The sequence below is a fragment of the Eubacterium barkeri genome (assembly GCF_900107125.1).
Lineage (GTDB): Bacteria > Bacillota > Clostridia > Eubacteriales > Eubacteriaceae > Eubacterium_O > Eubacterium_O barkeri.
Genome location: NZ_FNOU01000029.1, coordinates 17127 through 33068, shown reverse-complemented (window position 1 = coordinate 33068; position 15942 = coordinate 17127). Strand labels below are relative to the sequence as shown.

At 52.1% G+C, this 15942-nt stretch carries 13 protein-coding genes; 4 read left to right on the top strand and 9 right to left on the bottom strand.

The annotated features are described in order from the left end of the window. On the top strand, positions 1-1096 hold a 1096-nt coding region (gene hydA, locus BLU30_RS13080), incomplete at its 5' end, for a dihydropyrimidinase (RefSeq protein ID WP_090247031.1). A 247-nt stretch (positions 1097-1343) separates the two neighbouring features. Here hydA and BLU30_RS13075 read toward each other — a convergent pair. Together BLU30_RS13075 and BLU30_RS13070 are read right to left on the bottom strand one after the other, a co-directional pair. Next, a complete protein-coding gene (locus tag BLU30_RS13075) occupies positions 1344-1850 on the bottom strand; it encodes a hypothetical protein (protein WP_090247030.1) in 507 nt (168 codons plus the stop codon). Between the two features lie 195 nt (positions 1851-2045). Beyond that, positions 2046-2366: a helix-turn-helix domain-containing protein gene (locus BLU30_RS13070; RefSeq protein ID WP_090247028.1), complete on the bottom strand. Its 321-nt coding sequence runs from the start codon at positions 2364-2366 to the stop codon at positions 2046-2048. A gap of 161 nt (positions 2367-2527) precedes the next feature. On the opposite strand from BLU30_RS13070, the gene BLU30_RS13065 reads away from it, so the two are divergent. Both BLU30_RS13065 and BLU30_RS13060 read left to right on the top strand, forming a co-directional pair. Beyond that, positions 2528-3877 (top strand): putative bifunctional diguanylate cyclase/phosphodiesterase, encoded by a 1350-nt coding sequence (locus tag BLU30_RS13065; protein WP_090247026.1) that lies wholly within the window; start codon positions 2528-2530, stop codon positions 3875-3877. A 22-nt stretch (positions 3878-3899) separates the two neighbouring features. Next, positions 3900-4376 (top strand): pyridoxamine 5'-phosphate oxidase family protein, encoded by a 477-nt coding sequence (locus tag BLU30_RS13060; protein ID WP_090247025.1) that lies wholly within the window; start codon positions 3900-3902, stop codon positions 4374-4376. 12 nt (positions 4377-4388) lie between these two features. Here BLU30_RS13060 and BLU30_RS13055 read toward each other — a convergent pair whose 3' ends face one another. From BLU30_RS13055 to BLU30_RS13035, 5 genes are all read right to left on the bottom strand, one after another. Next, the gene (locus BLU30_RS13055) at positions 4389-6929 is read right to left on the bottom strand and encodes an FtsX-like permease family protein (RefSeq protein WP_090247023.1); all 2541 of its coding nucleotides are present in this window, start codon (positions 6927-6929) and stop codon (positions 4389-4391) included. Then, a complete protein-coding gene (locus tag BLU30_RS13050) occupies positions 6926-7615 on the bottom strand; it encodes an ABC transporter ATP-binding protein (protein ID WP_090247022.1) in 690 nt (229 codons plus the stop codon). Before BLU30_RS13050 ends, BLU30_RS13055 begins: the two co-directional genes overlap by 4 nt. An 84-nt stretch (positions 7616-7699) precedes the next feature. After that, the gene (locus BLU30_RS13045) at positions 7700-8701 is read right to left on the bottom strand and encodes a sensor histidine kinase (RefSeq protein ID WP_090247020.1); all 1002 of its coding nucleotides are present in this window, start codon (positions 8699-8701) and stop codon (positions 7700-7702) included. Continuing rightward, complete coding sequence (locus BLU30_RS13040; protein WP_090247019.1) at positions 8688-9374, bottom strand: response regulator transcription factor; 687 nt, start codon at positions 9372-9374, stop codon at positions 8688-8690. The genes BLU30_RS13045 and BLU30_RS13040 overlap by 14 nt, the downstream gene beginning before the upstream one ends. A gap of 37 nt (positions 9375-9411) precedes the next feature. Next, positions 9412-10332 carry a DMT family transporter gene (locus tag BLU30_RS13035; RefSeq protein WP_340148147.1) on the bottom strand — a complete coding sequence of 307 codons (921 nt, stop codon included), beginning with the start codon at positions 10330-10332 and terminating at the stop codon, positions 9412-9414. 151 nt (positions 10333-10483) lie between these two features. Between BLU30_RS13035 and BLU30_RS13030 the strand changes: the two genes are divergently transcribed. Next, positions 10484-13957 carry a S8 family serine peptidase gene (locus BLU30_RS13030; RefSeq protein WP_176770943.1) on the top strand — a complete coding sequence of 1158 codons (3474 nt, stop codon included), beginning with the start codon at positions 10484-10486 and terminating at the stop codon, positions 13955-13957. Between the two features lie 345 nt (positions 13958-14302). Here the strand turns inward: BLU30_RS13030 and BLU30_RS13025 are convergent, their stop codons facing one another. Together BLU30_RS13025 and BLU30_RS13020 are read right to left on the bottom strand one after the other, a co-directional pair. Continuing rightward, complete coding sequence (locus BLU30_RS13025; protein ID WP_090247016.1) at positions 14303-15130, bottom strand: LytR/AlgR family response regulator transcription factor; 828 nt, start codon at positions 15128-15130, stop codon at positions 14303-14305. Then, positions 15111-15929: a LytTR family DNA-binding domain-containing protein gene (locus BLU30_RS13020; RefSeq protein WP_090247014.1), complete on the bottom strand. Its 819-nt coding sequence runs from the start codon at positions 15927-15929 to the stop codon at positions 15111-15113. Before BLU30_RS13020 ends, BLU30_RS13025 begins: the two co-directional genes overlap by 20 nt. Positions 15930-15942: the final 13 nt, after the last annotated feature.

Genomic DNA, 15942 nt, shown 5'->3' with positions numbered 1-15942 from the left:
GGGGGAAACCTTGGAGGAGGGTCTGGACCATTGGTTCGCCATGAGCGAAGGCGTGTGCAGCTGCGACTACGGCTTCCACATGGCCATTTCAGACTGGAATGACACCACAAGACGGGAGCTGATGGATATGCGGGCCCGGGGTGTCTCCTCCTTTAAATTCTACATGGCCTACCCCTCCCTGCGCTGTGACGACCGCAGCATCTTTGAAGCGTTGGAAGCCATCGATGCCATGGGAGGCCTCAGCTGTATGCATTGCGAAAATGGGGACTTGGTCGAAGCCCTGACCGCAGAGCAGCGGGAGCTGGGACATCTTACCCCGGCGGCCCACCCCCTATCCCGGCCAGATTTTGTAGAAGCCGAAGCCGTAGATCGGTATCTGGCCATTGCCGAGGCAGCCGGAACCCCGGCCTATGTGGTTCACTTAAGCACCCAACGGGGCCTGAGCCATTGTCTGGCGGCCCGAAAACGGGGCCAGCAGGTGCTCATTGAGACCTGTCCCCAGTATCTGGCCCTGGATGACAGCTGTTACACGGATGATTTTGAATCGGCGAAATACGTCTTTGCTCCCCCAGCCCGGAAGCAAGCCGACCAGGCTGCCCTGTGGCAGGCCATTACCGGGAATGTGGTGGATACCATTGGCAGCGATCATTGCAGCTTTAACATGCTGGGCGGCAAGGATGAAGGGAAGGACGATTTCAGCCGGATTCCCAACGGGATGCCCGGCGTGGAAACCCGTCCCCTGCTCATGTACACCCTGGGGGTGGCCACTGGGCGGATGACCCCCGGGCAGATGGCGGCCCAGCTGTCCGAAAATCCCGCCCGGATCTTTGGGATGTACCCCCGCAAGGGTGTCATTGCTCCGGGCAGCGATGCGGATGTGGTAATCTGGGACCCCGAAGCCCAAGGAACCATCCATTACGCCGATCTCTACATGAATGTGGACTATAACCCCTACGAAGGCATGGCCACCGTCGGCCGGGCGGACACCGTCCTGCTCCGGGGCCAGGTGGTTGTCGAAAATGGGGTGGTCATCCAAGAGGACTGCGGGCGGTATATTCCCCGGGAAGCCTGTGTGGCTGAGCACGTTGGCAGCTAGAAATAATACAATAAAAGAGCGGTCGATTGATGACCGCTCTAAGAGCGTAGACAAAGTGCCTTAACGCGGTCAGGGAGCGGATAAAAAAGATTCACCCCGGACCCCAGGCGCTGACGAATGAAGCGAAACCGCTCATTCGTCAGTACGCAAAACCTTCGGTTTTGATAAGGTTGCAGGTGGGTTTGCTTTCTTAATGTGATAGAAATCGAAAACGCCAGCCCGCAGGGGCGCCAGGGTTCTGGTATTTTTATAAGCTCCCCTCCCTGGGTTTGTCGACAGGCTGAGCGCTCGATTGATGACCGCTCCAAGGCACTTGGTCCACGCACATTAGTATTTTTCTCAATAGAACAAATTTTTCTTGATCCATGGGCAAATCGATATCTGTGTTTATCATTTTTTCAACGCAGTCTTCTGGATTGTATTTGCCCCTTGGATAGATATAAATTCCAATGCGGTCCATTAATACATGCCGGTCCCGCGTTTTAGGGTCAATGTCGAAAGCTTGCAAAGATATTAAATATTCTCTTTCGCCATTTCGTGCTGATATCCATTTCCAGTTGGATAAATCATAGGATTTTATTCTGGAATCTGAAGTGTAAGTTGTTTTCCCGGACCCTGTTAAATGTGGTGAAATTGAAATCTTGCCACTCATGGTTAAAATGTTAAACCCTTCAGACAATAACCAGTCAACGATCGCGTTCTTTTGATTTTGTCTTTCACGGATGTATAAGCGCTTGATCTCTTTAAAATCCATATTGCATCTCCATCGAATTTTTTAACCTTATCCTATCACAAATCCGTCCAAAATCCACAAGAATACATCGCAAAAATACGTTGCAACTTGCGTCGCATTATGCAACGTATTTTTTTGCGTTGCACAATAAAGGGTGAAGAAATGTCCGGGGCGGCGAAGGAATGGATGCGGGTGTTAATGGGTTCAATCCCAGTGTCAATGTTCGTGTGTTTTTCCTAAATCCTCAGCGATGGCCGTCAAATGCTCGATTTGGCGATAATTTAGGCTTTTGATGGTGCTTAATAAGGTGCGTTCTTCGATGGGATGATGGGAATCCATATCAAAAAACTCTTTGGGCGTAATTCCAAAGAAGTCGCAAATGTAGAAAAAAACGGCCATGGAAGGATAACTGACCCCGTTCTCGATATTGTTGATATAGCCGGCACTTTGGCCAAGGGATAAGCTCATATCCCGGGCAGAGACACCCTTGTCGATTCGTAGCTCAATGAGCCTTTTGATAAAGCGATCCTGATCCATTTTAAGACACCATCCTTATCAACAATTCTACTATATAAAAATAAAAATATATCTGATTTCAATAGTGATTTCCTTTGACCTATCTAAATAATTCATATATAATCAAAATAAAATATAATTGAAATAGATATTATGGAAGAGAATGGAAAAGGGGGATCGCGATGATTCCGTTCGTGTTGACGGTACTGACGATAGCTGTGATCATTTTGCTACGACAAGGATGGATGCGCAGGTCCTATCGCCAATGGATGACTTATGATAGAATAACGGGAGTATACAACCGATTGGGGTTTTTAGAAGAGACGGCCCGGCTTCTGGACGACGGTGGTGCTCAAGGGGGCTATGCTATTTTATCCTTTAATATTAAAGGCTTTAAAATAATTAATCTGCGCTTTGATGAAGAAGTCGGTGATGATGTGCTAATCCAGGTTGCCCGGGCCCTGGCAGAATCAGCGATAGATCCACTGGTGATTGGCCGGATGGAATCCGACCATTTTGTCTGCTTGGTGCATCAGCAGGCTTTAAATTATTCTTTATTGACCAGCTTTTGTCAGCAGGTATGGGACAGTCCGGATGGTTTACTCTGCCTTAATCTACACGTTGGTGTTTATCTTGTGCAGGAGGATTCCTTGAGTGTGGCACAGATGTGTGATCGGGCGAAGCTGGCTAAGGGATTTATTGAGGATGGCTACACCCAGCCCTATGCGGTTTATCGCCCTGTTATGGAGAATGGATACCTTGAAGAACAAGAGATTGTCAGTGGGATTCAAAGGGCCATTGCCCGGAAGGAAATTGTGATTTATTATCAGCCCATTGTGGATGCACGGACGGACCAATTTGTTTCTGCAGAGGCCCTGGTCCGATGGAAACACCCGGAGCGAGGCCTGCTCTTTCCCGGGAGCTTTATTCCAGTCCTTGAGCGCAGTGGGTACATTACTGCTTTAGATCGTTTTGTTGCCCATGGTGTGAGTGCCTGGTTGGCAAAGCGTCAAAAACAGGGAAAGGTGCTGTTGCCGGTGTCCATTAATCTCTCCCGAATGGATTTTTATGATGATCATATATTGGATCAAATTGGTCAGATTTTGGAAAGGAGTGAGATACCATCGGGAAGCTTTGGATTGGAGATTACAGAGACGGCTCTTTCCAGCCTGACAGAGGCTAATCTGGCAAGATTGCGGGCGTTACAGCTTCGTGGCGTTTCGGTTGCCATTGATGACTTTGGTACAGAGTATGCGTCCTTTGCCACCCTCCTTGATTTTGAACAGGACATCATTAAATTAGATTTTTACTTTATACGGCGGATTGGAGAAAGCCAGAAGGCAGAAGAAATTATTGCGTCAATCATCCAAATGGCCCATAGTATCGGGGCCAAAGTGGTGGCAGAAGGGGTCGAGAAACAAGGACAGGCTGATTTTTTGCGTCAAAAAAATTGCGATTATTTGCAGGGATATCTTTATGCCAAACCGATGACCCAGGATGCTTTTGAAAAAATATTGGACCAGAGGACTTAAAAGACGCCAAATGGAGGAAACGATGTCACGAACAATGCGGCGCTTCAAACAAGCGCTATCCGAGTCAGAGTGTCAAGAAATTCTAAGGACAGAGCCCCGGGGGGTTCTGTCGGTTATTGGTGATGATGGCTATCCCTACGGAATTCCCATGAATTTTTATTACGACAGGGTAGAAAGTCGGATCTACTTCCACTGCGCCAGAACGGGCCATAAGCTGGATGCTATCAAAAGCTGCAGCAAGGTCTGCTTTACCACCTGGGATAAAGGCTTTAAAGAAGGGAATGATTGGGCCTGGCATATTGGAAGTGTCATTGTTATGGGCCAGGCCACCCTGGTGGATGACCCGGCGGTTATTGAGGAAAAAGTTCGGCAGCTTGCCTTAAAGTACTATCCCACTACCGAAGAGGTTGAGATGGAAATTGCCCGGGATCTCCACCGGGTGGGGCTTATTGCCCTGGAAATTGAGCAGATGACAGGAAAGCGTGTGAAGGAGAAATAAGCACCTGCACCGTCAGGTCAATTCATCCCGAAGGGCATCGATAATATTTTCTTTTTTTATTTTATGGGTGGCGTAGACCATGGTGGTCAGCACGATGGCAAAGATGCCGAGGGTACTGATGGCCAGACTGCCCCAGGGAAAAACAAAGGCGATACCATCAAGCTTTTCCTGGGCCATAAGGCCCTGGTGGATCAGCCAGGCCAGCAGCCCGGAGATGGGGACACCAAACAAAAGGGTGCGCAAGCCATAAAAGAGGCATTCAAAGGCCATCATTCGGTTGAAATCCCCTTCGGACATTCCCACAGAACGAAGCATCGCCAGCTCCCGCCGCCGCAGTCGGATGTTGGTGGAGATGGTATTAAACACATTGGCAATAGCAATAAGGGAGATCATAACAAGGAAAACGCCGGTAAAAACATCGACCACAAAGATTGCATTGCGAAAGAGATCCACGGCGGTGGATAAATTGACCAAGGTGTACTCCGTGGTGAGTCCAGCCTCACTAATCATGGACTGGATTTGAACCATGGACGCTGCCGGTGTTTCAGACCAGAGGGTCAGGCCATATCGGGCCGGAATGCCCAGGGTGTCAAACTGTGCTTTAAGCTGGTAAGGAACGACCATCATGAAGGTATAAACAGGCTGGGTTTTAGAAGGACTCTGGGCCAGGGGATCCAAGGGATAGGAATCCACAAAAGTGGCACCAATGGTCTGCTGGGCACTCCCAGAGTCAGAGACCAGGGTGAAGGTCATGGTGCTCCCTGTAAAATAGGTGCGGTGCTCTTGGTTATTTGCGGCGAGGGCCAGCACCTTTGCCCCCGGACCAGTGTACTCTGAGAGGGGGAGCCCCTGGCTCTTAATAAAGTCCGTGTAAATTTCATCGGAGACGAACTGGACATCAATGGGAAGGGCCAGGGCATCTCCCGTGCTGGGGTCCCCTTCGGCAGCCCGATAGGCACTGACAAAATCGGCGGGTAAATTTGAGGTGATGCCAGGGTAGGTGGCATCGGCTTGAAGGGCACTTCGATAAACCCCGCTGGCAGTTTTTAGGGTATCGCTAATCTTTAGAAAGCGATCCTCCCCCATCTCCTCAGCGGAGAAGATAATGTCCCCGTCCATCTCCACTGTGTAGGCTTTTGCAAGCTGTTTCAGGGTGGTTCCAAAGGCACTTCCAGCCACAAAAAGAACAACGCTTAGGGTCAGTGAGAGCACCACGCTGCGATAGCGTTTTTTATTGCGCTTAAAATTTTTCAAAGCCAGGGTTCCCTCCAGGCCCAGAAGGTGCTGGGTATGGGGATTGGTTTTAACGGCCGAGGCATGGATTTTGATGGTATCGGTTTGGCGGATACAGTCCATCACCGGGATATGAGCCGCCCTTCTGGCAGGAAGATAGGCTGAAACTAAAATAGTGATGAGGCTGACGGCGGCAGCGACCCCAAGGGCCGGGAGGGATACCCATAGGGTTAAGGGGGTGCTGCTGGTGGTGATGGTACTGAAATTTTTAGCTACGACTGGAAGCAGGAGGGCAATACTGCCGATTCCTGTGAGGATTCCCAGGGGGATGCCCATTCCTCCGATGCACAGCCCCTCAAAAATAACAGCGCGCTGCAGTTGTCTTTCGGTGGCGCCCACGGATAACAGGATACCGAATTGATGGGTCCGCTCATTTAAGGCGATATTAAAGGCATTATAGATCAGAAAAATAGAGCCAACCGTGATAATGGCAATGAGAATACCCCCGGTAGTATACAGCAGGGTATTGAAAAGACCATTATCGGAAAGTCCCATAAAACGGAGGACATCCTCATTAAGGTAATGGGGCGTCGTCTCCGGGAGCCCACTGAGATAGGTGTGGAGATCCCGGGGATTTTTTAAGGTGACAAAGAGGGTTGACGGGATGGCGGTGTTGGTGGAATCGGTCTGGGTAATGGCCGTGTAGCCCGGGGCAGACTGCTCTTCAAATCCAGGGCGCTCATAGGTTCCCACGATGGTATAGGCCTTTTCTTCCCGGGGGGTAAGGGTTTCCCCAACCGTATAGGGAGTGTGTTGGCTAAGGGTCTGTCCCCCGGAATTTCGGGTGCCCAGCGTGAGGGATAGAGTCTCCCCAAGGGCAAGCTTAATGCCGCCCTTAAGGGCCAGATGGGAGGGGATGAGGACCTCCGCGCTATTTTCAGGCAGGCGGCCGGAGATTAGGCTGATGGGCAAGGTCTCCCGGGTATTCTCCCCAAAGCCTGCGATAAAAAGATAGGGCTTTTCCGGGGTTTTGACATCATCGAGGGAGGCATACCCCATATCCTCAAAGGAAGCGATACTGGATACTGCCGGATCCTCGGCTTGGGCCTTTATAAAGGCAGGATCGACATTGAAGAAGGCGACCTGCCAGTCCCCGTATTTTGCCATAGAGCTCTGGACTAAAAAATGGAGAAGGGAGGTGCCAAAGGTGACCACCGCAGTGATCATGGCGGTGGATAGAATCACCCCAATAATGGTGACCAGGGTTTGGGTTCGGTTTTTTTTAAGCCCCTGGAGGGCAATGCGGTTAAAAATGATCATGAGGGTTTCACCAGCCCTTCGTCCCGGACCACCTTGCCATCGGAGATGGTAATCACCCGATCAGCCTGGAGGGCAATGTTTTCGTCGTGGGTGACGATGATGAGGGTTTGATGGTAGCGCTTGTGGCTTTCCTTGAGAAGGCGGATGATTTCCTGTCCGTTTTGGCTGTCCAGACTCCCCGTGGGCTCATCAGCCAGCATGACCGCTGGAGCATTCATCAGGGCCCGGCCGATGGCGACCCGCTGTTGCTGACCACCGGAAAGCTGATTGGGTAAATGGTTTTTTCGGTCTGTGAGCCCCAGAAGCGTCAGTAGGTCGGCAAGGCGTTTTTCATTCACCGGTCGTTTATCCATCAGGATGGGCAGGGTGATGTTTTCTACCACGGTTAATGTTGGAATCAGGTTGTGAAATTGGTAAATCAGCCCCACCTGTCGTCTGCGGAAAATGGCCAGTGCCTCGTTATTGGCGGCGTAGACATCCTGTCCGTTGAGAAGGATTTTGCCGCTGGTGGGGGGATCGACCCCGGCAATGGCGTGGAGCAGGGTGGATTTTCCAGAACCCGAGGACCCGATGATAGCGGTGAATTCCCCTTTTTCAAGGGTGAGGGAAACGTGGTCCAGGGCGGTTATGGGGTTTTCTTTTGTGCCGTAGGTCTTACAAAGATTGTCGATTGATAAAAATGCCATAATTGATGGTCTCCTTTATGTGTTGCCCCCATTATAACGGAGTGGACTGACATTATGGTGACTATGTGGTGAGAGATTCGTCACTTAAGGGATGATGGGTTTGGGGAAATGGAGGATAAAGAGAGCACCGCCCTGGGTGTGGTTTTTAGCAATGATCCGCCCACCCTGGCGGGTGATAATGCTGTGGCAGAGGGCCAATCCGATCCCATAACCGGTGGGATTTTCAGCTTCCCCCTGGTAAAAGCGGTCGAATAAATGGGGAATTTCTCCCGGTTTAAATCCGGGGCCGCTGTCATGGATGGTGATGGTGGTGAACAATGGGGTATCCTCACCAGTAATGGTCAGGGTGCCGTGATCACCCGCACTGGTCATGCCATTTTTAAGAAGATTCCCCAGGGCCTCAGACAACCAGGCAGCATCTCCTAGGAGCTGGGCCCCCTGGGGAAGATGGAGTTTCAGGGTAATGTCGTGGAGTTCCATGGGAATACGGAGGGGGGTAAGGGCGGTATGGATCAGGCCTGGGAGGTCAATGGATACACTTTGAAAGGAGACGATGCCGGCATCTAACCGGGAGAGCTTAAGGAGGCTGGTAATCAGCCAATCCATTTGGGCGAAAAGGGCCTCGCTTTCCCGCAGCAGAGTCCGCCTCTGGGGCGCTTCGGGATCCTGCTTTAGAAGAGAGAGGATCAGATTAGCAGAGGTGAGCGGGGTACGGAGCTGATGGGCGATATCTGCAAGAGATTCGGCCAAATGGGCCTTTTCTTTTTTTAGCGCCATATTTTGCTCCTGGATGCGTTGGGTCATTTTGGCAATCTCGCATTTTAGGATCGATAACTCCCCCTCTTCCATTTCAGTGAGCACCAGGGCGTCATCATAATGGAGGACCTCGTCAATTTGGTCGGCTAACGCTGCCAGGCGGCGGTATCGGGTACGGGTAAAGCATCCAAAGGCACCCCCCAGGGCGATGGCAAAGGCCAGGATGACCAGGCCGGCCGCGGGATTAATGGCAAAGCCAGCCCCCAGGGCCCCGGCTGTGATGGCGGCGAAGACCAGAGTGAAGCGTCGAATTTCTTTATTTCGAAGCATGGCCGTTCCCCAGTCGATACCCCATGCCCCGAAGGGTGACGATAATTTGCGGATCCCTGGGGTTATCCTCAATCTTTTCCCGGAGCCGCTTAATATAGACGGTGAGGGTATTATCGTTGACAAATTCCCCGGCGGCATCCCACACCTCGTCTAAGAGTCGGTCCCGGGTGATGATGCTGGTGGGAGCATTGATAAAGACCAGTAGCAGGCGGTATTCCAGGGCTGAAAGGAAAACCTCCTGGCCATCCCGCTGAACGGTCCCCCTTGCTGTATCCACCTGAAGGCTGCCGATTTTAAAGGTTCCGGGGGTCTGTCCGCTTTTGCGCAGGGCTCCCCGGATCCGGGCGATGAGCTCCCGGGGGCGGAAGGGCTTCGTGATATAGTCATCGGCACCCATGTTCAGTCCAGTCACCACACTAGCCTCATCATCCGAGGCCGTCAGAAAAATAACGGGGACATCTTTTGCGGCCTTGATGGCGGTGTAAAGGGCAAAGCCAGAGCCATCCGGCAGGGAAATATCCGCCAGGGCTAAATCAAAGGACTCTTCCTCTGCCAGTACCACCGCCTCCCGTCGGGTGGCGGCGTGGATGACGGAAAAGCCTTCGGCACCCAGCAGAACCGTTAAATGCTTGGCAATTTTCTGATCATCTTCAACTAATAATATCCCGTTCATTTCCCTTAGAATCCTTTCCTTGTTTTCAAACAAGATTTTAATCCGATTTGGCCGTGAGGCTACTGGCAATCATACCGCCGATAATAATGGCCAGACCCAGAAAGCCCGTGGGGGACGGCATGGGATCCCCCAGCCACAGGATGCCCCCCAGGAGGGTAAACACTACCTCCCCGGATTGAGTGGCTTCAATTACGGCCAGCTGGCGGTGGTTGTGCTTCACCAAATCCGTGGCTTTAAAGAAAAGCAAAGTGGCGACGATGCCGGAAAACAGGGCGACGATAAAGGACTGGAATTGTTGACCGGCTGAAGGCGGCCCGGCGACCATGACCGCGTAGCCCCCGGCCAAAAGCCAGAAGGGCATGCTGCACAGGGTCATGCCGAAAACCCGGCCCAGGGTGGTGAGGTGTTCTGCGATACAGATGACCATCATTTTCCGGTTCCCTAGGGGATAGGCAAAGGCGGCCAGGACAATGCAGACCAGGGCCAGAAGTACGTCGGACAGGCTGGTGGTGGCCAGGTGCTCCCATTGCAGGAGAAAAACCCCCAGGAGGATGATCCCTGAACAAGCCAGCTGTACTCCCGGGATGCGTTTACCGAAAAGCGGGGTCAGGAGCACCCCACAGACAATGGTGAGCTGCCAGCTGGCCGCCACAAACCAGGAGGCGCCATAAACCGATGCCAGGGTGAGGGGCAGATAAAAGAGCCCAAAGCCGACGGTGCTCCACAAAAGCCAGGACCCGGGCTTTTTTTTAATGGCCGTCCACACCGGGTACAGGCCGCCCTGTTTCCAAAGGATTAAAAAAAGAATGGGCAGGGTGTACACATAGCGCAGGACGGCACTCCACAGCCAGTATCCCCCGGCCAAGTTCATACTGCGGTTGAAGATAAAGGTAAAGGCGAAAAAGAAGGAACCCAGGATTCCATAAATGAGTGCTTTTTGAATAGTGATGTCCTCCATTTTATAAGAAAATTTTATACTATTTTATCATAAATTACCCAGGGAAGGAAAACAACCATCCCTTTTTTTAAACCGTTCGTTCTGTAAGAATTGTAAAAAGTGTCAGGCTCTTCTATAATAAAACCATCGATTTATAGAAAGGAAAGCTATGATGAAAAAACGCTTACTCGCCTTATTATTAAGTGCCGCCTTGGTACTGGGTACCCTGCCCATTTCTGTATTTGCCCAGGACGAAGGGGTGGTCGATTATGGAACGCCGGGCGTTGATTATGTGGAAGGAGAGGTCATCGCCTGTGTGAAAGGCGGCGCCGCAGCCCTGCAAACTTCAGTGCTGCGGAGGGCATCGGCCTACAGTACGGCCGATCTGATGGCCGTCACTCCGGAATCTGAAGAAATCAGCACCTTTTCTCTGGAGGGCGGTTCGGAGAAATCCCTGGTCCTTGTCACTGGGAGTGATACCGAAGGGATGATTGCTGATTTGGAGAGCAATCCGGCAGTGGAATATGCTGAACCCAACTATATCTTCAAAATGACCGATATTGGCAGCCCCAGTGATCCGGGCTATCCCTACCAATGGGGTCTTAATAATCAGCTGAACAGCCCAACCGGAGCGGATATGAAGGTGAAGGACGCATGGGCCCAGGCCCCGGCTTCTGCTGCCGGAGGTACGCCGGTGGTGGCGGTGCTGGACAGCGGCGTAGACTACCGCCATAAAGATTTGGAAGCGGTCATGTGGGACGAGGGCGAAAACTTCCCGGCGTTGACAGGCATGGGCGGTGGGAAATACGGCTACAATCCAGGGGGGACAGATACCACAGACCCCATGGATACCCTCGTTGGTCATGGCACACACTGTGCCGGCGTCATTGCCGCCCAATGGGATAATGGCCTGGGTGGAGCGGGCGTGGCGAAGGACTGTGAAATTATGGGCGTCAAAATGTTCAGCGAAACGGGTGGAGGAAACCTGTTGTCCGCCATTAAGGGCTATGCCTATATCCAGGCCGCCAAAGAAGCTGGGGTAAATGTGGTAGCCATTAACAATTCCTGGGGACCATCTTCCTACAACGGGACACTGATGCATTCGATTTCCACAGCCTCAGATTCCATTGGGCGGCTGGGGGTTGTTTCCTGTTTCTCAGCCGGCAATGAGGGAACGGATAATGATTTAAATGTCTCCCGTCTTGTGGATAGTCCCTATGCTCTAAGCGTGGGCGCCATGGACAGTGAGGGCTATCCGACCTATTTCACCTGTTATGGCAAGCGCTCGGTGGATGTCTTTTCTCCAGGGGCGCAGATTCTGTCCGCCACCTCCACGGATACCACGGTGCCCATGGATAACCACGAGATGCCCGTCCAATATCTGCCGTGGATTCAGGAGTCTAAAGACAGTGTTTTTTATGAGGATTTTGAGGGTGTGTCTCCTTCTGTCCGTTTGCAGCTCTATAACCAGGAAGGTCGCTTAGTTGATACTGCAGCACAGGCGGCGGTATCTCCGGGTTATCTCAGCGATACGGGAAGTCAGATTGATCTATCGGCCATCCCCGATGGCGAGACCTTCTCCATCCAGCTTAGCTTTGACAAGGACAAGCTTTCGGCAATAACCGGAACGGAGGACCTCTATCTGGCCTTCCAGGGCAGCATGGGAAGTGCTTGTTATGGCAAGGGTCTGATCCTTCAGGAAAAAGGGGCGGATGGAAGCTGGCAGTCCATGGACTCAAGCCAGGTTTACCAGGGGAAATCCATGCCCTTGCGGTTGAGCTTTACCGATCACAATTGGAATGTTTCCACAGGAAAGGTGAAGGAGCCCAAAGCACTGCTGAGTTCTTTAGAGGGAAATGAAATCGTCCTGCGCCTGTCTGGGACCATGACGGGAAATACCGGTGATACGGTCTTCCGTTTAGATGATTTTGGTATCGGTACAGCGCCTTCAGATTATTACTATGCAGATGGCACCTCCATGGCTGCTCCGATGATTACCGGCTTGGCGGCGCTGCTCAGCACAACGTATACCACGGCTGGTGGGACCATGGGGGAAAATGCCCTGGAAATGATCGCCCGGATTAAAGGCGGTGTGGACCGCAGCACCGCAGAAGCCACTGGGCTGACCGAAAAATCCGTTTCCGGCGGTTACGCAGATGCAGAAAAGGCCTTTACCAATCCGGTACCGGTGTTGAATGATCTGGTGGTATCCGGCAGCACGGCTGTCATTACAGGCTATTTCTTCGGTGCTGATGCAGGCACCGTTGCCATCGGGGGTGAACCTGCTCCGGTGAAAGCCTGGGGAGACCGGGAAATCACGGTCTCCCTTCCCGATGGCATAAGCGGGATGCCCGAGGTGACCATTACCCGCAGCAATGGGGAGTGGGGTCGGAATTTCTTCACCCTTGAGCCGGATTACCGTGGATATTCAGATCTTGCAGTACCGGATATAGACTATGGTCAAGTCCAGGGGAATGACCTGACCTCGGCGGACGGCAGTCCTGTTGCCATGGCGGGGGCCGGCCATACCCTTCTGTATCTGGGGGTGATGGCGGAAACCAACGCCCATTATATGGAGGCTTATGATACTCAGACCGGCACCTGGCGCTCCGTCCCGCTACCCTCCCAGGGTATTGTGGGATATGGGATGCGCTTCCTTTACCAGCTGGCGGGTGGAAAAAGCAAGATTTACATGCTGTACAGTGAAACCGATGGCCAGACCAGCACCGTCAAAATTGGGACCTTTGATCCGGAAAGGGATACCTGGAGCAGTGTAAAAGCAGATTTGAACGGAACCGAGGCCCTGGCGGTTTATGGTGATCAATTATTGGTCATCGGCGGGGATGTTCAAAAAGGTGATGCCTTTGAAGCGCTGACAACGGTGCGTATCGTAGATCCCACCACAGGTCAGGTGATCGGAAACCTGCCCGAGCTGCCGGAAGGGCGCAGCGGTTCAGTGGCCTATACCTCCGGCAATACCCTGATTGTCGCTGGGGGCTATTCCAGTGTGATCAATAAATTAATGGGTAAGGCATCGACAGCCTACGGGAACACCATGGTGTTCGATGGATCAACATGGACGAAGAACGACGATAATTATTTCGATGCCAGTGCCAGTAATCCCAATTATGATTTACAACAGACCCTGGATTTTGCCGCTGGTGCTGTCGATCATGGGTTGATTCTAACGGGTCCGGTGAAAAACCTTGGGAAAAGTACGCTGAGTACATTTGCAGCGGAAGGTATGATGGACACCTGGCACCTTGATACCCAAACATCCTCCTGGAGCGGGGATTCCGCACTGTTGTACAGCAGCCAAAAAACAACGAAGAATGTTGGGGCTTCTTTAAATGGTCAGTTTTATGCCCTGGGCTATCGGGATGGGCTGTCAGACAATCTGGTTTTCCGTGCGACACCGGTGGCGTATACGCCGCCGACGGGAAATCCTGGGGAACAAAAACCATCGCCCACTCCCGACCCTACCGCTGAACCCCAGACCACTACCTCTGTAACGGCGGCCAATAGCAATACCGGCCTTAGCGAAACCGGCCAGGTAGGGGTTGCCATTGCTTTGCTCGCCGCATTGACGGCAGTCATTATTGCAGGCGTATATATGGGTAAGAAAAAGTTGGGTTATAAAGAATAAAGACCAGCCGGCTAAAAGAAGGGAAATGAACAAAGAGGAGGCCGAGCCACCTCTCAGTGTGTCGACAAACCCAGGTCAGAGTGATGATAAAAATACGAGAACCCCGGCGCCCCTGCGGGCTGGAGCTTTCGGCTGCCATCAACTTAAGAAAGCAAATCCGCCTTAAACCTTATCAAAACTGAAAGTTTTGCGCATTGACGAATGGGCGGTTTCCCTTTGTTCGTCAGCGCCTGGGGTCCGGGGTGAATCTTTTTTATCCTCTCTCTGACCGTGCTACACCACTTTATTGAAGCTTTGAATCGCTGATTCCTTCACCAGGATTCAGCGATTTTTTTAGTAGGGTGTTTAGAGGACGATGGCATCCAGGGCCGTGATTAAGGCATGCCGTACTGCGGTGCGCATCCTCCGGCTCACGGGCAGCTGGGTCCCATCAATCAGGGTGAGGGTATCGGCGGTCAGGCTGCTTACTGCAGCCGCTGAAACCGCATAACTGCGGTGGATGCGGATGAAGCTGTCAGGAAGCTGAGCGAGGAGTTCGGTTATCCCATGGGGAATAATGAGATGATTCCCCTCCAGATGGAGATCAGTCATCTTGCCCTGGGCCTCCAGATAGAGGATATCTGTTGGCGGGACAAGGTGGAGCGACTGATCATTACCCTGGAGCAACAAAGGTGCGGTGGTGCTACCCGCCAGGGCTTCTTCTAAAACGGACAGTAAATAGTCGAAGCTGTAGTGTCCAGCGTAAACCGGGTATTTTTGATCCTCCGATGGGATGGTGATGGGGTTGGACATATGAAAATGGACAAGCTCCAGGCTACGGTGGTCCGGGGTAACCCGCCAAAGATAGGAGAGTCGCTGGTTGTCCATGAAAAGCTGATTGGTGTTAAGACCAGTTCGCCCCAAGTAATGGCCGGTTACGAGACAAAAATGGGATGAAATCGGGATGGCATTGTAATGTACGTTGAAAATATCAACCTTGGGCAGCTCCAGAAATAGGCGGTCCATGTGGGCCAGAAGCGCCTCAGGCGTATTAAAATATTCCAACTCATGGGCGCCAATGCAGGAAAAATCGGAAGCAAGAACCTTCGTCATGCGGGCGCGGCTTCCTGTCCACAGTTCATCGATGATTTCCTGGGTCCAGCGTCGGGCCAGGTTAATCAATGCTCGTTTCACAAGAACCTCCTTCAGCCAATACGGTCTGCAGGGATTGGATGCTTTGCCAATCGAGGGTCAGCCGGGAGCCATTTGTTAGAATAACGGTATCCTCCTCAAAGGTATCGATAAAGAAGCGGTTGATGGCGATACTGCGTCCCAGGGGGAAAAAGTAGGGAGGCAAACCATTAAGAACACGCCAAAAGGGACGATTAAGCTCCAAAAGAGCGGATTTGGTGTGAACCTGGGTATGGCCATCCTTCCATCGAATCCAAAGGATATCCATCGAGTGGAGAAAAACGACCTGCCCGTCAATGGTTTTTAGGGCCAGTCGCTGCGGAAGTGCTTTGGCTTTACGCTGGGCCAGGTAGGATTTGAGAATATTAAAATTGGCCCGGCCAATGGTAGCAGGAAAAAACTCCTCTTCTGTGGCCAGGCCAAGGGCCCTGGAAAGCGCGCCGTGCATCAATTGGGGTCTTGGGGTTTTCTGGAGCCAGACAAAGCTTGCCCGATAGGGCTGATCCGGATTTTTGTCAGAGGGATGGAGGGCCCGAAGACAAAAGTTATAGGATACCAGAAAAACCTCGCCATAATCCCGGGAGACGGCAGCCTGAAAATGAAGTTCTCCCAGCTGTCGTGCATCCCGGGTTGTGGTGATGGACTGGCGCATGGCAGAGAGGCCCCGGGCGAAGGCCGGTTCCTCCGGCCCGATCCAGGAACAGTCCTCATGGGCATAGCGAAATAAGGTCTGACTGTCGCCGTGAAAGTAGTCCTGAAGGATTTCCTCGGTATAGCGCTGGATTGCCTCTTTTTCTGCCATTGTTTCCCCCCGG